At 61.1% G+C, this 19,321-nt stretch carries 21 protein-coding genes; 11 read left to right on the forward strand and 10 right to left on the reverse strand.

Going from position 1 to position 19,321, the window contains the following annotated elements; genetic code table 11:
• Nucleotides 1–84: 84 nt before the first annotated feature.
• The 4 genes from IEX53_RS23845 to ocd all read right to left on the reverse strand — a co-directional run bounded on the left by IEX53_RS23845 (nt 85) and on the right by ocd (nt 3,304).
• Nucleotides 85–555: a transposase gene (locus IEX53_RS23845; protein WP_236016108.1), complete on the reverse strand. Its 471-nt coding sequence runs from the start codon at nt 553–555 to the stop codon at nt 85–87.
• Between the two features lie 60 nt (nt 556–615).
• On the reverse strand, nt 616–906 hold the full coding sequence (locus tag IEX53_RS23850; RefSeq protein WP_236016109.1) for a hypothetical protein: 291 nt from the start codon (nt 904–906) through the stop codon (nt 616–618).
• 353 nt (nt 907–1,259) lie between these two features.
• Nucleotides 1,260–2,171 (reverse strand): arginase, encoded by a 912-nt coding sequence (rocF, locus tag IEX53_RS08810; RefSeq protein WP_188823520.1) that lies wholly within the window; start codon nt 2,169–2,171, stop codon nt 1,260–1,262.
• An 86-nt stretch (nt 2,172–2,257) separates the two neighbouring features.
• Complete coding sequence (gene ocd, locus IEX53_RS08815; RefSeq protein ID WP_188823522.1) at nt 2,258–3,304, reverse strand: ornithine cyclodeaminase; 1,047 nt, start codon at nt 3,302–3,304, stop codon at nt 2,258–2,260.
• Nucleotides 3,305–3,435: 131 nt separating this feature from the next.
• Here ocd and IEX53_RS08820 point away from each other — a divergent pair, with 131 nt between their 5' ends.
• The 6 genes from IEX53_RS08820 (at nt 3,436) to ada (ending at nt 8,952) form a co-directional block, all read left to right on the forward strand.
• Entirely contained in the window at nt 3,436–3,852 is a 417-nt protein-coding gene (locus IEX53_RS08820) for an Lrp/AsnC family transcriptional regulator (RefSeq protein ID WP_188823524.1), read from the forward strand.
• 462 nt (nt 3,853–4,314) lie between these two features.
• Complete coding sequence (locus IEX53_RS08825; protein ID WP_188823526.1) at nt 4,315–5,220, forward strand: metal ABC transporter substrate-binding protein; 906 nt, start codon at nt 4,315–4,317, stop codon at nt 5,218–5,220.
• Nucleotides 5,217–6,119 (forward strand): manganese/iron ABC transporter ATP-binding protein, encoded by a 903-nt coding sequence (locus IEX53_RS08830; protein ID WP_188823528.1) that lies wholly within the window; start codon nt 5,217–5,219, stop codon nt 6,117–6,119. Before IEX53_RS08825 ends, IEX53_RS08830 begins: the two co-directional genes overlap by 4 nt.
• A complete protein-coding gene (locus IEX53_RS08835; RefSeq protein WP_188823530.1) occupies nt 6,116–6,973 on the forward strand; it encodes a metal ABC transporter permease in 858 nt (285 codons plus the stop codon). The genes IEX53_RS08830 and IEX53_RS08835 overlap by 4 nt, the downstream gene beginning before the upstream one ends.
• Nucleotides 6,970–7,833, forward strand: a complete 864-nt coding sequence (locus tag IEX53_RS08840) for a metal ABC transporter permease (RefSeq protein WP_188823532.1) — start codon at nt 6,970–6,972, stop codon at nt 7,831–7,833. The genes IEX53_RS08835 and IEX53_RS08840 overlap by 4 nt, the downstream gene beginning before the upstream one ends.
• 33 nt (nt 7,834–7,866) lie before the next feature.
• Nucleotides 7,867–8,952, forward strand: coding sequence for a bifunctional DNA-binding transcriptional regulator/O6-methylguanine-DNA methyltransferase Ada (ada, locus tag IEX53_RS08845; protein WP_373288614.1), 1,086 nt, complete (start codon nt 7,867–7,869; stop codon nt 8,950–8,952).
• Between the two features lies 1 nt (nt 8,953).
• Here ada and pheT read toward each other — a convergent pair whose 3' ends face one another.
• The 6 genes from pheT to infC form a co-directional block, all read right to left on the reverse strand.
• On the reverse strand, nt 8,954–11,368 hold the full coding sequence (pheT, locus tag IEX53_RS08850) for a phenylalanine--tRNA ligase subunit beta (protein ID WP_188823533.1): 2,415 nt from the start codon (nt 11,366–11,368) through the stop codon (nt 8,954–8,956).
• 18 nt (nt 11,369–11,386) lie between these two features.
• Complete coding sequence (pheS, locus tag IEX53_RS08855; RefSeq protein WP_188823535.1) at nt 11,387–12,469, reverse strand: phenylalanine--tRNA ligase subunit alpha; 1,083 nt, start codon at nt 12,467–12,469, stop codon at nt 11,387–11,389.
• Nucleotides 12,470–12,583: 114 nt separating this feature from the next.
• A complete protein-coding gene (gene rplT, locus IEX53_RS08860; RefSeq protein WP_188823537.1) occupies nt 12,584–12,985 on the reverse strand; it encodes a 50S ribosomal protein L20 in 402 nt (133 codons plus the stop codon).
• Between the two features lie 31 nt (nt 12,986–13,016).
• Complete coding sequence (rpmI, locus tag IEX53_RS08865; protein WP_110754263.1) at nt 13,017–13,217, reverse strand: 50S ribosomal protein L35; 201 nt, start codon at nt 13,215–13,217, stop codon at nt 13,017–13,019.
• A 230-nt stretch (nt 13,218–13,447) separates the two neighbouring features.
• The gene (locus IEX53_RS08870) at nt 13,448–14,065 is read right to left on the reverse strand and encodes a methyltransferase family protein (RefSeq protein WP_188823557.1); all 618 of its coding nucleotides are present in this window, start codon (nt 14,063–14,065) and stop codon (nt 13,448–13,450) included.
• A 142-nt stretch (nt 14,066–14,207) separates the two neighbouring features.
• Complete coding sequence (infC, locus tag IEX53_RS08875) at nt 14,208–14,744, reverse strand: translation initiation factor IF-3 (protein ID WP_188823988.1); 537 nt, start codon at nt 14,742–14,744, stop codon at nt 14,208–14,210.
• Between the two features lie 294 nt (nt 14,745–15,038).
• Here infC and IEX53_RS08880 point away from each other — a divergent pair, with 294 nt between their 5' ends.
• From IEX53_RS08880 to IEX53_RS08900, 5 genes are all read left to right on the forward strand, one after another.
• Complete coding sequence (locus IEX53_RS08880; RefSeq protein WP_188823559.1) at nt 15,039–15,818, forward strand: alpha/beta hydrolase; 780 nt, start codon at nt 15,039–15,041, stop codon at nt 15,816–15,818.
• Between the two features lie 226 nt (nt 15,819–16,044).
• On the forward strand, nt 16,045–17,196 hold the full coding sequence (locus IEX53_RS08885; protein WP_188823561.1) for a benzoate/H(+) symporter BenE family transporter: 1,152 nt from the start codon (nt 16,045–16,047) through the stop codon (nt 17,194–17,196).
• A gap of 161 nt (nt 17,197–17,357) precedes the next feature.
• Nucleotides 17,358–17,801, forward strand: coding sequence for a DUF2852 domain-containing protein (locus IEX53_RS08890; protein WP_188823563.1), 444 nt, complete (start codon nt 17,358–17,360; stop codon nt 17,799–17,801).
• 110 nt (nt 17,802–17,911) lie between these two features.
• Nucleotides 17,912–18,664, forward strand: coding sequence for a M48 family metallopeptidase (locus IEX53_RS08895; RefSeq protein ID WP_188823565.1), 753 nt, complete (start codon nt 17,912–17,914; stop codon nt 18,662–18,664).
• Nucleotides 18,661–19,293: a YdcF family protein gene (locus IEX53_RS08900; RefSeq protein WP_188823567.1), complete on the forward strand. Its 633-nt coding sequence runs from the start codon at nt 18,661–18,663 to the stop codon at nt 19,291–19,293. The genes IEX53_RS08895 and IEX53_RS08900 overlap by 4 nt, the downstream gene beginning before the upstream one ends.
• Nucleotides 19,294–19,321 lie beyond the last annotated feature (28 nt).

A 19,321-nucleotide genomic window follows, 5' to 3' on the forward strand; every position in this document is an offset into this window, starting at 1 on the left:
GGCGCTACCCCTTACCCGGGCCGGACTTTCACCGGCTGGAACGCGCCAGCTTCGCCTGGCGCACCAAAAATGTCCACCACGTCATCAAGTCAGTTGTGGCTGGGGAGCGGTTTTGTCACGGATGCGGGCGTTTGCGCGGGTGATGATCTTTCGCATGATGGCTGCAAGAGCGAGGCGCTTTGGTTTCCCGGCTTTGAGGAATGCTTTGTATGCCGCGGCTAGATCATTTTTGCCGCGGATGGCGGTCAAGGCTGCGATAAAGAGCATCGGCCTGATGTGACGGCGGCCGCCCGTGGTGGTTCTATGGCCAGTCATCCTGCCGCTATCGCGGGGGTGGGGTGCGCAACCGGCCAGACAGGCCGCCTGTCTTCGGTTCATGGATCCCAGCTCCGGCATGCTGGCGATGAGGAAAGCGGCAATGGTTTCGCCGACGCCGGGAATGGTGCGCGCACCGGGCGCCTTGAGCCGGTTCTTTTCTTGTACCCGCATGGCGACGAGATCCAGCGTGCAGCCAGCAAGGATATCCGGCTGTGGTTGGCCTCGGCGGGCCGCCATGGCGCCAGCGTCTGGCCCCGGTCACACCCATACCGGACGAGCCATTGGGCATCGATGGCATCAGTCTTGGCCCTTTTGCCGAAGGAGCGGATATAGGACTTCACCTTGGCGGCATCGGCGCGATGGGTGGAATGGCCAGCATGGCCAGGAGCTCGTCTTCATATCCGCCGGTCGCCTCGCAAACCGCCAGAAGGCCGCCAGCCCGGCAAAAGCCTCCAGCGCGCTGCACAGCTCATCGCAGCGATTGGCGACCGTCATGGTTTGGCTGGTGAGGCTATCGAACAGGGTGACCGTATCGCAGGATACGCCCAACCCGATAACAGACTGGATTTTGTCATCAATTGTCATCATGATGCTCCACGCTTTGCATTGTCTGCGGGCGTCAATGCCCATTCAAGTCAACAAGCGATGCGAGACTGCGCGGCTGGGGCCAAGATGACGAGGGTCGCAAGACCTATTCCTGTACGGGCGCCCAGACCGCGGCGGTTCCCGGGGTGTCATCCCGGGAATCGCATCCAGCCTCAGCGCCAATTAAGCATGAAACAAACAGACAATTCCTGTGCTTGTCACAGGAATCCATGCCTCAACAGCCGTGTTGCTTCAACGAAGCAGAACACGCGACCGTTTGAGTACTCTAGCCCCGGAATGTCGACCGGGGGCCACGTCCCTCTCATATGAATGTTTCGGCCGAGTTCGGACAAAGCCTAAAAAATTTTCTGACCGAAGAGACTGCTCACCAATTCGACGAGCAGATAGGCTGTCTTGCCGCGGTCGTCGAGAAAGGGATTGAGCTCGACGATATCGAGCGAAGAGACAAGGCCGCTATCGTAAAGCATCTCCATCACCAGATGGGCCTCGCGATAGGTGCCGCCGCCGCGCACCGTTGTTCCCGTGCCGGGTGCGATCTCGGGGTCCAGGAAATCCGCATCGAAGCTCACATGCAGCAAGCCTCCGGCCTGTGCCACCGTTTCGAGGACGCACTTTATTGCCGGTACAATGCCGTTTTGGTCGATAAAGCGCATGTCGAATACGTTGACGCCAGCCTTCGCCAGTTCGGCGCGCTCGGCCGGATCGATCGACCGGATGCCGCACAGGAAAACATGGTTCGGCGCAACCACGGGCATGTCGTCAGGCAATATGCCGGAAAAGCCCTCCCGCCCGCAGAAAAAAGCCACGGGCATGCCGTGCATATTGCCGGAGAGAGAGGTGGCGGGCGTATTGAAATCCGCATGGGCGTCCATCCACAGGACGAAGAGCTCCCTGCCCTGCTCTGCCGCGTGGCGCGCGGCGCCCGCCACCGTACCCATGGAAAGACTGTGGTCTCCGCCGAGAAAGACCGGCACTCCACTCTCATTCAACGCGTCATAGGCAGCGCGCTCCAGCGTGCGGGTCCAACCGGCAATGAGAGGCGCATTCTTCGCGGCCCCGTGCAAGGCAAAAGCCGGGAGGTGTTCAGCAGAAAGATTGCCCCGGTCTTCCACCTCGTGGCCGAGCCGCTCCAGCGCGGGCCCAATGCCGGCGAGGCGCAGCGCTGCCGGCCCCATGGCGCAGCCGGCACTTTCCGCCCCCTCTTCGACAGGCGCTCCCAGGAGAACGATTTTCTTGTGGCCGGTCATGATTGCCTTTCATGCTTGCGTCCGCTTCCGCGATCGGTCGCGGAAACCCGGATCATTTCCCAAAATGAATAAGATTCTATGGCGGCTCAGAGAGCCAGTGCCTCGGGACGCGCCGCCGCGGCTTCAGAAAGAAGGCCGAAGAGATCACGCGGATCGGACGGCTCGGCGATGAGGTCGATATCGGCGTAGAAGTTCGTCCCCTGCACCTTGTCCCGCAGGAAACGGAGCGCGGAGAAATCCTCCACCGCGAAGCCGACGGAATCGAAGAGCGTGATCTGCCGGTCCGATACCCGCCCCGGCTTTTCCCCTGTAGCGACCTGCCAGAGTTCCGTCACCGGATGATCGGCATCGAGCTGCTGGATTTCCCCCTCGATTCGGGTTTGGGGCGCAAACTCGACAAAAATGTCGGATCGCAGCAGAATATCGCGGTGCAGTTCCGTCTTGCCGGGGCAATCGCCGCCCACCGCGTTGATATGCACACCCCCGCCGACCATGTTGTCTGTAAGCACGGTGGCGCACCGCTTGTCCGCCGTGACTGTCGTGATGATGTCAGCGCCCATGATCGCCTCCTCGGCGCTCGCGGCCCTGGCAATACGAATGCCCGACATCTCCATGTTGCGCTGGAACTTGCGATAGGCCGCCGGGTCCACATCGAAGGCACGCAATTCGCGGATGCCAAGAATGGCCTTGAAGGCGAGTGCCTGGAATTCAGCCTGCGCGCCAAGCCCGATCAGCGCCATGGTCCGCGCGTCCTTGCGGGCAAGGTATTTTGCCGCCATCGCCGAAGTAGCGGCGGTGCGCAGCGCCGTGGCAATAGTCATCTCCGAAATGAACTGCGGATAGCCGGTCGCCACATCGGCAAGCACGCCGAAGGCCGTGACCGTCTGCAGCCCCTGGCCGGGGTTCTGCGGGTGACCGTTGACATATTTGAAACCGTAGAGATCGCCGTCGCTTGCGGGCATCAGCTCGATGACGCCGTTGCGGGAATGTGAGGCGATACGCGGCGTTTTTTCAAACTCATCCCAACGGGCGAAGTCCTGCTCGATATAGGTGACGAGCTGGCGGAAAAGCGCTTCGATGCCGATCGATCTCACCAGATCGACCATATGTCGCGTACCTAAGAACTGAACCATGCTGCGCCTCCCTGTTTGAACCAAAGGATAGGGGACGGGACGGTTTAAAAGAAATGGCAAAGAGTTTTAAACTTCGGCATGTTTTTGATAATATCGTATAGTGGATTTGAGCAATTTAGCAGAGAACGACAATGGATGATCTCGATGCCCGCCTCATAGCCGCGCTTCGGCAGGACGGGCGAGCCCCGCTTTCCAAGCTTGCCGACATCCTGTCGGTTTCACGTGGAACAGTGCAGAACCGGCTGGACCGGCTGATCGCGAACGGCATCATCCTAGGCTTTACCGTGCGGGTGAAGGATATGGCCGGAACCGAGCGCATCAGGGCGATCATGATGATCGAAGTGGTCGGCCGCAACACGCGCCGCGTCGTGCAATCATTGCAGAAGATACCTGAAATCCTCTCGCTTCACACAACCAATGGCGCGTGGGATCTCATCGCGGAAATAGAAGTGGCAAGCCTCATCGATTTCGACCGCGTGCTCAATTCCGTGCGGCTTATCGAAGGCATCGCCCGTTCGGAAACGAACCTGCTGCTCGCGCCGGCGTAATGGGCAGTCATTCTTACTCTCTTCCGGCGAAAGCAGTCCATTTTTTAATGGAATCAGCGCCAAGCGCCCTCGTGGTTCGAGGCTCATTCCGCTGCGCTCCATTCACACCTCACCATGAGGACTACTGGAATGTCGCGGCTAGCCCCTCACCCTCACCCTTACCTAGCCCCGTGGTGGGAAAGGGTAAGGGGGGAGGCATTTCACCCGATAGGCTATTGGCTAGGCGCAACGCCTCTTCACCCTCATCCTGAGGTGCTCGCGGAGCGAGCCTCGAAGGACGAGGGTGAAGGGAGCCGGCATAGTTCATCATCAAATATGAACCGCACTAAGCTTTTCGAGCTTTTTGCAAATCATTCCCAGTTGCAAGTTTTCGTGAAATATGCCACCTCTTAATTAGGAATGAATTGCAACTGCAATAGGCCGTCATGCGTTGCATGCGCCGTGGGAAAAGGAAATCGCGACATGTTCGACCGCACAAGACGACACATCCTCGCCGGTATTGCGGGAGCCTTAGCCTTGGGCTTGATGCCCGGTGTTTCGCAGGCGGCAGGCAAATTCAAGGTGGTGACCACCTTCACCGTCATTGCCGACATGGCGAAGAATGTCGCGGGCGATGCGGCAATCGTGGAATCGATCACCAAGCCAGGTGCCGAAATCCACGATTACCAGCCGACTCCGCGCGATATTCTCAAGGCACAGAATGCACAGCTCATCCTATGGAACGGGCTTAATCTGGAGCGCTGGTATGAGAAATTCTTCCAGCGGCTCCATGACGTGCCGAGCGCCGTCGTCACCAAAGGGATCGTGCCGATAAGCATCGGCGAAGGCCCCTATGAGGGCAAGCCCAATCCCCATGCCTGGATGTCGCCCGAGAATGCGCTGATCTATGTCGACAATATCCGCGATGCCCTCGCCAAATACGATCCGGAGAACGCCGCGACCTATGAGGCGAATGCCAAGGCGTACAAGAAAAAGATCACGGATACGATCGCCCCTATCAGGGCCAAGCTCGACACCATTCCGAAGGACGAGCGCTGGCTGGTGACGAGCGAGGGCGCGTTCAGCTATCTTGCCCGGGATTTCGGCCTGAAGGAGCTCTATCTCTGGCCGATCAATGCCGACCAACAGGGCACGCCCCAGCAGGTGCGCAAGGTGATCGACGTGATGATGGCCAACCAGATTCCGGTTATCTTCAGCGAAAGCACCGTTTCGCCCAAGCCCGCCCAGCAGGTGGCGCGGGAAACCGGCGCGAAATATGGCGGAGTGCTCTATGTGGATTCGCTGAGTGAGCCTGGTGGCCCCGTCCCCACCTATATCGATCTCCTGCGGGTGACCTCCGACACCATCGCCAAAGGCCTCACTTCATGAATGCTCCCGTCAAAACCTTTGCCCCGCACCAGTCTTCCAGCCCCGGTGCGGGGCTTTCCGTCCATGATTTGACGGTCACCTACCGCAACGGCCACACGGCGCTTCATGACGCCGGTTTCGACCTACCCACGGGCACGATCACCGGGCTTGTCGGGGTCAATGGCAGCGGAAAATCGACGCTGTTCAAGGCGATCATGGGCTTTGTGCGCCCGGCGAAGGGGACGATCTCCATTCTCGGGCAGCCGGCGGCCCAAGCCTTGAAGAAGAATATCGTCGCCTATGTGCCACAGAACGAGGATGTGGACTGGAGCTTTCCGGTTCTGGTCGAGGATGTGGTGATGATGGGCCGCTATGGCCACATGAACATGATGCGCATTCCGAAAGCCGCCGACCGCGAGGCGGTAACATCGGCGCTGGAGCGCGTCGGCATGAGCGATTTCCGCAAGCGGCAGATCGGCGAGCTCTCCGGCGGGCAGAAGAAGCGCGTCTTCCTCGCCCGCGCGCTGGCGCAGGACGGGCGCGTCATCCTCCTCGACGAGCCCTTCACCGGGGTCGACGTCAAGACGGAGGATGCGATCATCGCGCTGTTGCGGACATTGCGCGACGAGGGCCGGGTGATGCTGGTTTCCACCCATAATCTCGGCAGCGTACCGGAATTCTGCGACCGGACGATCCTCATAAACCGGACGGTTCTCGCCTACGGACCCACCGCGCAAGTGTTTACGCAGGGCAATCTGGAAAAGACTTTTGGCGGCGTGCTGCGCCACTTTGTCCTTCACGAGCAGGCCGCCGGAAAGCCGGGGCTCGACGTGATCACCGATGACGAGCGACCGCTCATCCTGCGTGACGACAGGCCGGAGTCGCGCGGCCCCATCGAGGGCGGGAAGGGACGGGAATGATGGCGCTTCTCGAACCCTTCGCCTATGGCTACATGGTCAACGCCATGTGGGTGAGCGCCCTTGTCGGCGGGGTCTGTGCCTTCCTCTCCGCCTATCTGATGCTCAAAGGCTGGTCGCTCATCGGCGACGCGCTCTCCCATTCCATCGTGCCGGGCGTGGCGGGTGCCTATATGCTGGGCCTCCCCTTCTCCATCGGCGCCTTCTTCTCCGGTGCGCTCGCTGCCGGGGCAATGCTGTTCCTCAACGAGCGCACGCGGCTGAAAGAGGATGCGGTCATCGGGCTGATTTTCACCTCCTTCTTCGGGCTAGGGCTCTTCATGGTGTCGCTCTCACCCACCTCCGTGAACATCCAGACCATCATTCTCGGCAATATCCTCGCCATCACGCCCGAGGATACGCTGCAACTGGCCATTATCGGCTTCGTCTCCCTCGCTGTACTGCTCGTCAAATGGAAGGATCTGATGGTAACTTTCTTCGATGAAAGCCATGCGCGCTCCATCGGCCTCAACCCGCCGCTGCTGAAGGCCGTGTTCTTCACGCTGCTTTCCGCCTGCACGGTGGCGGCGATGCAGACGGTGGGGGCGTTTCTCGTCATCGCCATGGTGGTGACACCAGGCGCGACCGCCTATCTGCTGACCGACCGCTTCCCCAAGCTCATCATGATCAGCGTCGCCATCGGCGCGATAACGAGCTTTACCGGGGCCTATATCAGCTATTTCCTCGATGGCGCGACCGGCGGGGTCATCGTCGTCTTGCAGACGCTGATCTTCCTTGCCGCCTTCTTCCTCGCGCCCAAACACGGCATGCTTGCCGCCCGCAGGCGCGCGGCCAAGGCACTGGAGGCGAGCCGATGAGCTTCATCGATACGCTCACCCTGCCCTTCCAGTTCGAGTTCATGCGCTTTGGGCTTGCCATCGCCGTGCTCGTCGCCATTCCGGCGGCGCTGCTCTCCTGCTTCCTCGTGCTCAAGGGCTGGTCGCTGATGGGCGACGCCATCTCACACGCGGTCCTTCCCGGCGTGGTGGTGTCCTATATCATCGGTATACCCTATGCGATCGGCGCTTTCGCGGCAGGCATGATCTGCGCGCTGGGCACCGGCTTCCTCAAGGAAAACAGCCGCGTCAAACAGGATACGGTGATGGGCGTGGTGTTTTCCGGCATGTTCGGCCTAGGGCTCGTGCTTTACACCAAGGTCCGGTCGGATGTGCATCTCGATCATATCCTCTTCGGCGACATGCTGGGCGTCGGGCCTCGGGATATCCTCGAAACCGGTGTCATCGCGGCGTTCACCACCGGAATCATCGCCCTCAAATGGCGCGACCTCCTGCTTCACGCCTTCGATCCGGTGCAGGCCAAAGTGGTCGGTCTGCCGGTGCGGCTTCTCCATTATGGCCTGCTGGCGGTGCTTTCGCTCACCATCGTCGGCGCGCTCAAGGCCGTTGGGATCATCCTCGCCATCGCCATGCTGATCGCGCCGGGGGCCATCGCATTTCTCCTGACCCGCGCTTTCGGTCCGATGCTGGTGATTTCGGTGGTGATTGCCGTGCTCTCGTCCTTCTTCGGCGTCTATTTGAGCTTCTTCCTCGACAGCGCGCCCGCGCCGACCATCGTGCTCTTGATGACGATTGCCTTCATTGCCGCCTTCGTCTTCTCATCCAAGAAAGCAGCGTGGCGGGAACGGCAAGATTTGAAAGCAAGGGCCGGAGTGCGGTAGTCTGGCGGCGGCGATAGAAAGGCGGCAAGCTGAATGAAGGATCACACCATGAACCTTGCCACCATCAACACCACGGCCGCCGAGCGCGACCCGCGCTGGGCAGCGCTCGTCAATCGCGATCCGGCCTTCGACGGCAAGTTCGTCTACTCGGTGAAGACAACCGGCGTCTATTGCCGTCCCGTCTGCCCGTCGCGGCTCGCCAAGCCGGAAAACATCGCCTTCCATGCCGATTGTGCGGAGGCCGAACGGGCGGGCTTCCGCCCCTGCCTGCGCTGCCGTCCCAACGAAGCGCCGCTCGCCGAACGGCATGCGGCGATTATCGCAGAAGCGTGCCGCCGGATCGAGGCGTCGGAAGAACTGCCGTTGCTGGACGCGCTGGCGGAGGCAGCGGGCATCAGCCCGTTCCATTTCCACCGATTGTTCAAGTCCATAACAGGACTGACGCCGAGGGCCTATGGCGCGGCCCACCGCGCGCGCCGTGTTCGCGACGAACTCACCGCAAGCAAGGGCAGCGTCACCGAGGCGATCTATGATGCCGGGTTCAACTCCTCGAGCCGCTTCTACGAGACGTCCAACAAGGTGCTTGGTATGACGCCCAGCGCATTCCGGGCCGGCGGCGCCAAGGCGCAAATCAAATTTGCGGTCGGGGAGTGCTCACTTGGCGCAATTCTGGTGGCCGCGACGGAAAAAGGGGTCTGCGTCATTTCGCTCGGCGATGACCCGGATGCCCTCCTGCGCGAGCTTCAGGATCGGTTTCCCAAGGCGCAGCTGATCGGGGGCGATGCGGAATTCGAGAAGACCATGGCGAAGGTGGTAGGCTTCATCGATGCCCCTGGCATCGGCCTTGACCTGCCGCTCGATGTGCGCGGCACGGCGTTCCAGGAGCGCGTCTGGCAGGCCTTGCGGGATATCCCGGCGGGCAGGACGGTGAGCTATACAGAGATAGCCGAACGGATCGGCGCGCCCAAAGCCGTGCGCGCCGTCGCCGGAGCCTGCGCCGCCAACAAGATTGCCGTGGCCATCCCCTGCCACCGCGTCGTGCGTCAGGACGGCGACCTCTCCGGCTATCGCTGGGGTGTTGAGCGGAAAAGAGCGTTGCTCCAAAGGGAGCGGGGGTAGATCATCCCCGCAGCAATGCACCCGTCTGCTTGGTCACGCTTTCCACCACACGCTTGGCGATGCTTTCGATATCTTCATCGGTCAGCGTGCGTTCCTGCGGCTGGATCGCGACCTCGATTGCGATGGATTTCTTGCCCTCACCCAGCGCGGAGCCTTCGAAGATATCGAAGACCTGGATGCCTGTGATGAGTTTCTTGTCCGCGGCCCCTGCGGCACGGATCACCGCCGCCGCCTCTACTGCCTTGTCCACCACGAAAGCAAAATCGCGGCGCACCGTTTGGAAGTTCGACAGAGCGAGCGGGGGCTTGGTGCGGGTCGCTTTCTGTTTCGGCTCCGGAATGGCATCCACAAATACTTCGAAACCGCAGAGCGTGCCGCTCACATCCAGCGTCTCCAGCGTCTTCGGATGGAATTCGCCGAAATGCCCGAGAATGACCTTCGGCCCGAGCTTGATCGTGCCCGACCGGCCCGGATGATACCAGGACGGGCCACCCGCCTCGATCTGCAGCTTATCGACAGGCGCGCCGCAGGCTTCCAGCACGGACAGCGCATCGGCCTTGGCGTCGAACACGCCGACGCTTGCAGCATTGCCCACCCAATAGCGGCCCGAACCGTCTAGCTTCGCCGTACCGCGACGAATGCCGCCCGCAACGCGGCGCTGCTTGTCTGGCGTATCGCCTTCATAGGTGCCGGAGACTTCGAACAGCGCCAGATCCTGCGCGCCGCGGTCGGCATTCCTCTGCGCCGCCGCCAGCAGGCCAGGGAGAAGCGAGGGCCGCATGTCGGACATATCGGCGGCTATCGGATTGGCGAGCTTGAGCGCGGCTCCGCGATTATCGCCGCTACCGAAGGCCTCCGCATGGGCGGCGGGGATGAAGGAATAGGTGACGGCCTCCATCATGCCCCGCGCCGCCAGCGCACGCCGCGCGGCACGGCTGCGAATCTGGAGCGTGGTCAGGATCTTGCCATTGACCGCTGCATGGCCGGGCAGAGGCTGCGGCGCGATGCGGTCAACGCCGTGAATGCGCATCACCTCCTCGACCAGATCGGCCTTGCCGTCAATGTCCGGCCGCCAGGAGGGCACGCGAACATCCACCACATCGCCATTGTCTTGCGGCGTGAAGCCGAGGCGCGTGAGGATACCGATAGTCTCATCTTTCGTCACCTCAATGCCGGTTAGGCGCTTCACTTCCGCAACAGGGAAGGTAATCACTTTCGGCTCATAGCCCTCATAGCCGACCACTTCGGTCTGCGTTGGCGTGCCGCCGCAGAGGTCGAGCACCATGCGAGTTGCCAGTTCCAAGCCCGGCACCATGAATTCCGGATCGACGCCGCGCTCGAAGCGGTAGCGCGCATCGGTAATGATGCCAAGCTCGCGGCCCGTGCGGGCGATGTTGTAGGCGTTCCAGAGGGCGGATTCGATCAGAACATCGGTTGTGTTCTCATCGCAGCCCGAATGCTCGCCGCCCATGATTCCGGCAATCGATTCGACTCCGTTATCATCGGAAATGACGCAGACCTGCTCGTTGAGCTTGTATTCACGCCCATCGAGCGCCAGCACCTCCTCGCCGGTCTCGGCGCGGCGCACCGTCAGGTTACCGTTCACTTTGGCGGCATCGAAGACATGCAGGGGGCGGCCCCGGTCGAAGGTGATGTAATTGGTGATATCGACCAGCGCGTTGATGGGGCGCAGCCCTATCGCCTTCAGCCGCTGCTGCAGCCAATTGGGGCTCGGGCCGTTCTTGACGCCCCTGACCAGCCGCAAGGCGAAGCCGGGGCAGAGGTCCGGCGCATCGATAATTACCTTGACCGGCGTTTCGCCCTCGCCCTTGACCGGTGCAACCGCACCATCCTTAAGGGTGCCCAGACCAGCCGCGGCGAGGTCGCGGGCGATGCCGTAGACGCCCGTGGCATCCGGGCGGTTCGGCGTCAGGTTGATTTCGATCATGGGGTCGTCAAGTCCCGCATAGGCGGCGAAGCTTGTCCCCACCGGCGCATCAGCGGGCAGATCAATGATGCCGTTATGCTCGTCCGACAGCTCCAGTTCACGCTCGGAGCACATCATGCCATGGCTCTCGACGCCCCTGATCTTGCCGACCGACAGAGTGGCATCGATGCCCGGCACATAGGTTCCCGGCGGCGCAAAGACGCCGACGAGCCCGGCGCGGGCATTAGGCGCGCCGCAAACGACCTGAATCGGCTTGCCGTCGCCCGTATCCACAGAAAGCACCTGCAGCTTGTCGGCATCGGGATGGCGCTCCGCCGTAAGTACTCGGGCGATCTTGAACGACTTCAGCGCCGCCTTGTCGTCGACGGATTCGACCTCAAGGCCGATCATGGTGAGCGTTTCGACGATCTCGTCGAGCGAGGCTTCGGTATCGAGATGATCCTTGAGCCAGGAGAGTGTGAATTTCATGTTACCTTGATCTCCTTGTCACGCGCTCAAACCGCCGAACAGCGTCGGCATGTCGAGGGGGCGGAAGCCGTAATGCTGGAGCCAGCGGACGTCGGCGTCGAAGAAGGCGCGCAGGTCCGGCATGCCGTATTTCAGCATGGCGATGCGGTCGATGCCCATGCCCCAGGCGAAGCCCTGATATTCATCGGGATCGAGGCCGCAATTGCGCAGCACATTGGGGTGAACCATGCCGCAGCCCAGAATCTCCATCCAGTCACTGCCCTCGCCGAACTTCACTTCGGAGCCGGAGCGGTCGCACTGGATATCGACCTCCATCGACGGCTCGGTGAAGGGGAAGAAGGAGGGGCGGAAGCGCATTTTCAAGGAGGGAACCTCGAAGAACGCCTTGCAGAACTCCTCAAGCACCCATTTCATGTTGGCGACATTGGCGGTCTTGTCGATCACCAGCCCCTCGACCTGATGGAACATGGGCGAATGGGTGGCGTCGGAATCCATGCGGTAGGTCTTGCCGGGGATGACGATGCGGATCGGGGGCTTTTGAGTCTCCATAGTATGGATCTGCACCGGGGAAGTGTGGGTGCGCAGCAGCTTGCGCTCGCCCTTCTCGTCCGGATGGAAGAAAAACGTGTCGTGCATTTCGCGCGCGGGGTGCCCCTCGGGGAAGTTCAGCGCGGTGAAATTATAATAATCGGTCTCGATATCGGGGCCTTCGGCAATGGCGAAGCCCATATCGGCGAATATGGCCGTGATCTCGTCGATGACCTGGCTGATCGGATGGATGCGACCGCGCTCCGCCGGCGAGGCGCGCACGGGCAGCGTGACATCCACCTTTTCCGTCTCAAGGCGGGCGGCGATGGCGGCATCGCGCAATTCCATCTTGCGGGCGGCCAAAGCCTCGGTCACGCGGTTCTTCAATCCGTTGATGGCCGGGCCTTGTGTCTGGCGCTCTTCCGGCGACATCGCGCCCAGCGATTTCAGTTTCTCCGAAATCGAGCCCTTCTTGCCAAGCGCGGCGACGCGGATGGCTTCCACGGCCTCAACATCGGTGGCAGCGGCAATCTCCGCCAGAAGGTTTTGTTCCAGTTCAGCGATATCGGACATGGGCGTAAGGTTCCGTGGAATTTGGACGGGAAACAAGAGAAAACCCGCGCCAGCCCTAGCCAGCGCGGGTTTCCCAAACAGTATGAATTCGAAGCTTTGGGAGCGGCGGCTGGCTTAGCGGACAGCGCCTTCAAAAGCGTTCGGGGTGGTCTCTTTCAGATATTCCAGCGCCTTCTTGGCCGAAGCGATCAGCGCGTTGAACGCCTCCGGCTCATGGATGGCGATGTCGGAAAGAACCTTGCGGTCCACTTCGATGCCGGCCTTGGAGAGACCGTCGATGAAGCGGCCATAGGTCAGGCCCTGCTCGCGGACAGCCGCGTTGATGCGCTGGATCCACAGAGCGCGGAAGGAGCGCTTGCGGTTCTTGCGGTCGCGATAGGCATATTGCTTGGAACGATCGACGGCGGCCTTGGCGGCGCGGATCGTATTCTTGCGGCGGCCGTAGAAGCCCTCGGCCTGCTTCAGGACTTTCTTGTGCTTGGCATGGGACGTTACGCCCCGTTTCACGCGTGCCATGGTATGATCTCCTTAAAAATCAGGGCTCGGCTCAGAGGCCGTTCGGCAGGAACTTCTTCACGATCTTGGCATCCGGCTCTGCGAGAACCATGGTGCCGCGAGCATCGCGAATGAACTTGTTCGAGCGCTTGATCATGCCATGACGCTTGCCGGCGGCAGCGGCCTTGACCTTGCCGGAGGCGGTGATCTTGAACCGCTTCTTGGCAGCGGATTTGGTCTTCATCTTGGGCATTTTGCTACTCCTTTTCGACATTCCCCGTCGTTCCTTCGGAACTCCACGCCTCTTGGTGTATTGGCGCTTCCTACCGTACCGACGACGCTTGATGCCTATTGTTTGATACTTCCAGGCCGACCAAAGCCTGAAAAGCATGAAAAACCGCCACGGCATGCCCTGCCGGGCGGTTCGAACGCGGCCTTATAGACATGAATCCCGGTAAAACGCAAGGGAGGAATCGTGCGGAATCAGTAAAGCCTGAGCAGCACGGGCAAGGCATGGATGCCCTGCAGATATTCAACGAACTCGAACACCGGATAGGCGACGAAAAAGACGAGTCCATCCGTCAGCGTGCGGTAAATACGGTCCGGCCGCACCACAAGCTCGGCCTTGTCGCGAAAGAGCGAAAGGCGCGGGAAAAAGCGCGGCACTTCGCGCAAATAGGCCCGGTAAGGCTCGCCGAAGGTCTTTTCGAGAAATTTTTCTTCCGCGCGGATGACGATCTGAAAGGCGATAGAGCAAAGCACAGCGAAGCCGAATGCTAGGGTCAGGCTGCCCGTCTGTGCGCCGATGCCCGCCGCACCCAGCGTGCTGAAGACATAAAGCGGGTTGCGGGTGACGGAATATGGCCCGTCGCGAACGATTTCCGCGCTCTTCTTGCCCCCGATATAGAGCGTGCACCACATGCGGCCGATGATGGCGAGGACGATGAAGCCAAGCCCGACCGCCTCGATATATTCGTGAATCTGGTTATCGCGCCAGGCGGAGCGCACGAACAAAAGCGCAAGGAAAAGCAAACCGATCACCAGCGCAATAACGATGCGCCTCTTGCGTTGAAACCGGCCCATATCGCTTATGCTTTGCATTGCAAATTCTCCCGCCACCCGATTGAGGCGCGCCGGTGTCGGGATATTTCGTGGATTATTTGTGGCGGAAAACGGCCAATACTCCACCTCAAAGAAAAAGCCGCACAAGGCGGCTTTTCCGAATAGTAAATGGCAGACCAAATCAACGCGGCGCAAGCACCATCATCATCTGGCGGCCTTCGAGGCGCGGCTCGGCTTCGACCTTGGCAACCTCGGCCGTGTCTTCCTTGACGCGCTCGAGAAGCTTCATGCCGAGCTCCTGGTGCGCCATTTCGCGGCCACGGAAGCGCAGGGTGATCTTGACTTTGTCGCCCTCTTCGAAGAAGCGGCTCACCGCCTTCATCTTCACCTCATAATCATGGGTGTCGATGTTCGGACGCATCTTGATTTCCTTGATCTCGACCGTCTTCTGCTTCTTGCGGGCTTCGGCAGCCTTTTTCTGGTTCTGGTATTTCAGCTTGCCGAGATCGACGATCTTGCATACGGGCGGCTCGGCGTTCGGCACGATCTCCACGAGATCGAGCCCCGCCTCCTCGGCGAGCGCGATTGCTTCCTGAATGGACACGTTGCCGAGGTTCTGACCTTCGGCATCGATGAGCTGGACCCGGGGGACCCGGATATCTCGGTTGGAGCGCGGTCCGTCTTTCTGGACCGGCGACGCTCTGAACGGTCGGCGAATGGTCGTTATCTCCTAGTTATATCCTTCTGAGGCGATTCACGCCTCTCGAATTGGTTGTCGGCGCCATTGGTTCCACGCACAACAAAACTCTTGGCGGCAATGTCGCCAAGCGCGCGCGGATGTCAATAGCATCTTTGCAGCAAGAAATCACTCCTGCCAAGCATTTGCCGACAATCGATGAATATTGGCCACATTTGGCGGTTTTTCAATGCGGGGTTCCAAGCGCTTCGATTACATGGCAGAGATGCGAAGCAACAAGCGGGCGTGACAGGGACGCAGGAAGGAAGACGGGCAATGGAGGACGCGACACCCCATTTCATCGATGTGCAGGGGGCAAAGATCGCCGTTCTGCATCGCAAGGGACCGAAGGCGCCCGGTCTCGTCTGGCTCGGCGGCTACCGTTCGGACATGATGGGCGGCAAGGCGGTGCATCTGGATGGATGGGCGGCTGAGATGGGGCATTCCTGCCTGCGCCATGATTATTCCGGCCATGGCCAGTCCGGCGGCGATTTCAACGAAGGCACCATCTCGCGCTGGCTGGAGGAAAGCCTCGCCGTCTACCACCGCTTCGCGGAAGGCCCGCAAATCGTCGTCGGCTCCTCCATGGGTGCCTGGATCGCGCTGCGCATGGCGCAGGGGCTTGGCCGCTCGGGCAATGGACCTGATGGCATCGTGCTTATCGCACCCGCGCCCGATTTCACCGCCCTGCTCGTCGAGCCGCAGATGACGGAAGCGGAGAAACGGGACCTTATCGAGAAGGGCTATTTCGAAAAACCATCCGATTACTCCCCCAATCCATACATTTACACCCGCAAACTCATCGATGACGGGGGTGAGAATCTGGTGCTCAGCGGCATAATAGAGACGGGATGCCCCGTTCATATCCTGCAAGGCATGGAAGATGCTGATGTGCCCTATACCCATGCCCTCGCCCTCACCGAGCACCTGCCGATGGACGATGTGACGCTGACGCTGGTGCGCGACGGCGACCATCGGCTGTCCCGGCCGCAGGATCTCGATCTTCTCACGCGTACGGTGGCGGCGCTCGCCGAGCGTATTGCTTCAGGGAATTAGAATTCTGATGAAAGCGCCAAACATCCCCCTCTGCCCTGCCGGGCATCTCCCCCACAAGGGGGGAGATTGGCTGACACAACGGTCCGCTCTCATCCTACAACGCCTGAGATTGGTACCGAACGCCTATGAAGGCCCAATCTCCCCCCTTGTGGGGGAGATGCCCGGCAGGGCAGAGGGGGGTACTGTCCCGCCAACATTTCAATCTGATAACGGAAGGCACTAACCCATGCGCCTTTCCGTCATCGCTTCCGCAAGTGTCGCGGCCTTTGTCGGCTTCGGCGGCACATTGGCGCTCATCATTGCCGCCGCGCAGGCGCTGGGGGCGACGCAGGCTCAAACCGCGAGCTGGGTCACGGCGGTCTGCCTGGCGCTCGCACTATCTTCCGCCTGGCTGAGCTGGCGCTACAAGATGCCGATCATCACCGCCTGGTCGACGCCGGGGCTGGCGCTCATCGGCGCGAGCACGGGCTTCACCATGCAGGAAGCCGTGGGCGCCTTCATCGTCACCGCGCTCGCCATCATCGCCACCGGGCTCATCAAGCCGATCTCGACGCTGGTTTCGCGCATTCCCGCCTCCATCGCCTCCGGCATGCTGGCGGGGGTGCTGATGAGCTTCGTCACCGGCGCGGCGAAGACATTGGCGGTCGATCCCATGCTGGTGCTGCCGCTGGTGGCGCTGTTCTTCATTATCCGCCTGTTCAACCCCGCATTCGCCGTGCTTGCCGTGCTTTTCGCGGGGATCGCCCTCGCCTTTGCCCTTGCCAGGGTGCCGGAACTGCCCGCGCCTGAGCTCTCGACGCTCGCCTTGATCAGCCCCGTCTTCCATGCCAATGCCATGATCGGGCTGGCGCTGCCGCTTTATCTCGTCACCATGGCTTCGCAGAACCTGCCGGGCTTCGCCGTCCTGCGGGCAGCGGGTTATGAGCCGCCGACCGGGCCATGCCTGCAAGTTACCGGCCTGACATCGCTGCTGACGGCCCCCTTCGGCGCGCATACCAGCAATATGGCAGCGATTTCCGCGGCGCTCTGCACCGGGCCGGACGCGCATCCCGATCCTGCAAAGCGCTGGCTCACCGGTCCTGTTTACGCGCTCTGCTACCTGATCTTCGCCATTTTCGGCGCTTCGCTGGTGGCGCTTTTCGCTGTTCTGCCGGCGGCGCTGATCGTGCTCATCGCCGGGCTGGCCCTGATCGCGCCCTTCATCAATGCCCTCGTGCTGGCGCTGAAATCGGAGACCGAGCGGCTTCCAGCCATCGTCACCTTCGCCGTCACCGCCTCGGGCATTGCCATCGGCGGCATCGGCTCGGCCTTCTGGGCACTGGTGGCGGGCCTCGCCGTGGCTGGGCTCGATCACGCAAAATCGCTCAAATCGGCCTGACTCCCCGGAGGAATCGCGCAATTGCGCCTTGAAAAGTCATAATTCATTCACCACTTCGCGAATCGTAGCCACCAATAGGGGCTGGCTTATCTTTGGCCGCATGATCTTACCTGGAAGTCTGCAACTTCTCGGGATCATGCCCCAGATTACACGGAGTTGACATGAACAGTTCCGCATTGATCCGTCCGGCCTGGACGCCGGCTACCATCGCCCTGATGATCATCGGGTTTTTCGTTTGGTGGCCTCTCGGCCTTACGATGCTCGTCTACATCCTCTGGGGTGACCGCCTGGAAGGCTTCAAAAGTGACGTGAACAACGCCACCGACGGCATTTTCAGGAATTTCCGCAATGCCTGCCCGCGCGGCGGAGCATTCTCCTCGTCCGGTAATGCCGCTTTTGACGATTGGCGCCAGAAGGAGCTCGACCACCTTGCCGAAGAGCGCCGCAAGCTCGACGAGGCTCGCGCCGATTTCGAGGCTTATGCCCGCGAAGTGCGCCGCGCCAAGGACAAGGAAGAGTTCGACCGCTTCATGGCCGAACGCCGTAGCGCCGGGAAAAAGACCCCCGCCGCGAAGTCCGGCTCGCAGATCACCGATATCGACTGATCCGGCTTTAACATGCCCTTAACCACGAAACGGCGCGGATCATCCGCGCCGTCTCTGTTTGGGAAGACTTTCACATAAAATTTTCCACGAATCGTCTATGGTTGCAGTCCATGGTTCAGTCTCGCGTTACACCGCAAAAGAGTTTGGATGCCGAAAATGACCGGGCCTACGAGGTTGCCGGGCGGACCTTGCCGCTGCGCGTGGTGGAAAATCCGCGCGCGACAAGGCTGACGCTGCGTATCGAGGCCGGCGGCAAGGGTTTGCGCGTTACCATCCCGCCGGGCCTTCCGGCGCGTGAGGTGGATCGCTTCCTCTCCCGCCACGAAGGCTGGATCGAGACCCGCATCGCCAAGCTGCCCGACCGCGCTCTGGTGCGCCCCGGCATCAAGATACCCATCCGCGGCGTGCCGCATCTGATCGTGCATGAGCCGGGACGCGGCACGGTGGAAACCGCCATAGGCGAGGATGGCGAGCGGATGCTGATCGTCCATGGCGACCGGCTGCATCTGCCGCGCCGCATCGCCGATTATTTGAAGCGCGAGGCCCAGCGCGAGATGGAAGCGCTGGTCGCCCGTCATACGGCTGATGTCGGCCGCCGCGCCAAGGCGATCCGCTACAAGGACACCAAGAGCCGCTGGGGCTCCTGCACCTCGGACGGCGTGCTCTCCTTCTCCTGGCGCATCGCGATGGCCCCTGCCCCGGTCATAAACTATCTGGTGGCGCATGAGGTGGCCCATCTCATCGAAATGAACCACGGGCCGAAATTCTGGAAGCTGTGCCTCGAGCTTTGTCCCGACACGGAGCGGTGCAAGGTCTGGCTGAAGCGCAATGGCGCCGTGCTGCAAGCCATCGAATTCTCATGAATAACGGCGTGTACGAAGCGGCGCTCACGCTGTGGAACTATCATCTCGTTTATGACGAATTAAAGCCCGCCGATGCGATCATCGGCCTTGGCAGCTATGATCTGCGCGTGGCGAAACATTGCGCGGCGCTGTTTCAGGCCGGGCTTGCGCCGAAGCTGGTCTTTACAGGCAAGTCCGGCAACTGGACCGAAGGGCTCTATGAGAAGAGCGAGGCGGAGACCTTCGCCGACGTCGCGATTGCCGAAGGCGTGCCGGAAAAGGCTATCCTGATCGAACCCAAAGCAACCAATATCGGCGAAAACATCCGCTTCTCGCACGACCTTCTGGGCAATGCTCTCAAGCGCGTCATCATCGTGACGAAACCGCAGACGCAGCGCCGGGCACTAGCCACCATCGGCAAGCAATGGCCCCGGGTGGAGGCATCGATCACCGCGCCGCCCGTTCCCTTCGAGGAACAGCCGACCGCGGACTATCCGTTCGAGAAGCTTGTCCACGAGATGGTTGGCGACGTGAAACGGATCCGCGACTACCCGGCGAAGGGCTTCCAGATTCCGCAGACCGTGCCGCCGCGGGTGATGGAGGCATATAAATTCCTCCTCGGCCACGGATTTGGCGCACATCTTGGCTAGCCTGCCAGCGTAAATACTCGACTCGCCC

Origin of the sequence: Paramesorhizobium endophyticum, assembly GCF_014640615.1 — a bacterium.
Taxonomy (GTDB): Bacteria; Pseudomonadota; Alphaproteobacteria; order Rhizobiales; family Rhizobiaceae; genus Paramesorhizobium; species Paramesorhizobium endophyticum.

What these genes read in the sequence shown, in the direction of transcription:
- IEX53_RS23845 (WP_236016108.1), bottom strand. Translation starts at nt 555, where the DNA reads ATGGCGGCCCGCCGAGGCCAACCACAGCCGGATATCCTTGCTGGCTGC.
- IEX53_RS23850 (WP_236016109.1), bottom strand. Translation starts at nt 906, where the DNA reads ATGATGACAATTGATGACAAAATCCAGTCTGTTATCGGGTTGGGCGTA.
- rocF (WP_188823520.1), bottom strand. Translation starts at nt 2,171, where the DNA reads ATGACCGGCCACAAGAAAATCGTTCTCCTGGGAGCGCCTGTCGAAGAG.
- ocd (WP_188823522.1), bottom strand. Translation starts at nt 3,304, where the DNA reads ATGGTTCAGTTCTTAGGTACGCGACATATGGTCGATCTGGTGAGATCG.
- IEX53_RS08820 (WP_188823524.1), top strand. Translation starts at nt 3,436, where the DNA reads ATGGATGATCTCGATGCCCGCCTCATAGCCGCGCTTCGGCAGGACGGG.
- IEX53_RS08825 (WP_188823526.1), top strand. Translation starts at nt 4,315, where the DNA reads ATGTTCGACCGCACAAGACGACACATCCTCGCCGGTATTGCGGGAGCC.
- IEX53_RS08830 (WP_188823528.1), top strand. Translation starts at nt 5,217, where the DNA reads ATGAATGCTCCCGTCAAAACCTTTGCCCCGCACCAGTCTTCCAGCCCC.
- IEX53_RS08835 (WP_188823530.1), top strand. Translation starts at nt 6,116, where the DNA reads ATGATGGCGCTTCTCGAACCCTTCGCCTATGGCTACATGGTCAACGCC.
- IEX53_RS08840 (WP_188823532.1), top strand. Translation starts at nt 6,970, where the DNA reads ATGAGCTTCATCGATACGCTCACCCTGCCCTTCCAGTTCGAGTTCATG.
- ada (WP_373288614.1), top strand. Translation starts at nt 7,867, where the DNA reads ATGAAGGATCACACCATGAACCTTGCCACCATCAACACCACGGCCGCC.
- pheT (WP_188823533.1), bottom strand. Translation starts at nt 11,368, where the DNA reads ATGAAATTCACACTCTCCTGGCTCAAGGATCATCTCGATACCGAAGCC.
- pheS (WP_188823535.1), bottom strand. Translation starts at nt 12,469, where the DNA reads ATGTCCGATATCGCTGAACTGGAACAAAACCTTCTGGCGGAGATTGCC.
- rplT (WP_188823537.1), bottom strand. Translation starts at nt 12,985, where the DNA reads ATGGCACGCGTGAAACGGGGCGTAACGTCCCATGCCAAGCACAAGAAA.
- rpmI (WP_110754263.1), bottom strand. Translation starts at nt 13,217, where the DNA reads ATGCCCAAGATGAAGACCAAATCCGCTGCCAAGAAGCGGTTCAAGATC.
- IEX53_RS08870 (WP_188823557.1), bottom strand. Translation starts at nt 14,065, where the DNA reads ATGCAAAGCATAAGCGATATGGGCCGGTTTCAACGCAAGAGGCGCATC.
- IEX53_RS08880 (WP_188823559.1), top strand. Translation starts at nt 15,039, where the DNA reads ATGGAGGACGCGACACCCCATTTCATCGATGTGCAGGGGGCAAAGATC.
- IEX53_RS08885 (WP_188823561.1), top strand. Translation starts at nt 16,045, where the DNA reads ATGCGCCTTTCCGTCATCGCTTCCGCAAGTGTCGCGGCCTTTGTCGGC.
- IEX53_RS08890 (WP_188823563.1), top strand. Translation starts at nt 17,358, where the DNA reads ATGAACAGTTCCGCATTGATCCGTCCGGCCTGGACGCCGGCTACCATC.
- IEX53_RS08895 (WP_188823565.1), top strand. Translation starts at nt 17,912, where the DNA reads ATGGTTCAGTCTCGCGTTACACCGCAAAAGAGTTTGGATGCCGAAAAT.
- IEX53_RS08900 (WP_188823567.1), top strand. Translation starts at nt 18,661, where the DNA reads ATGAATAACGGCGTGTACGAAGCGGCGCTCACGCTGTGGAACTATCAT.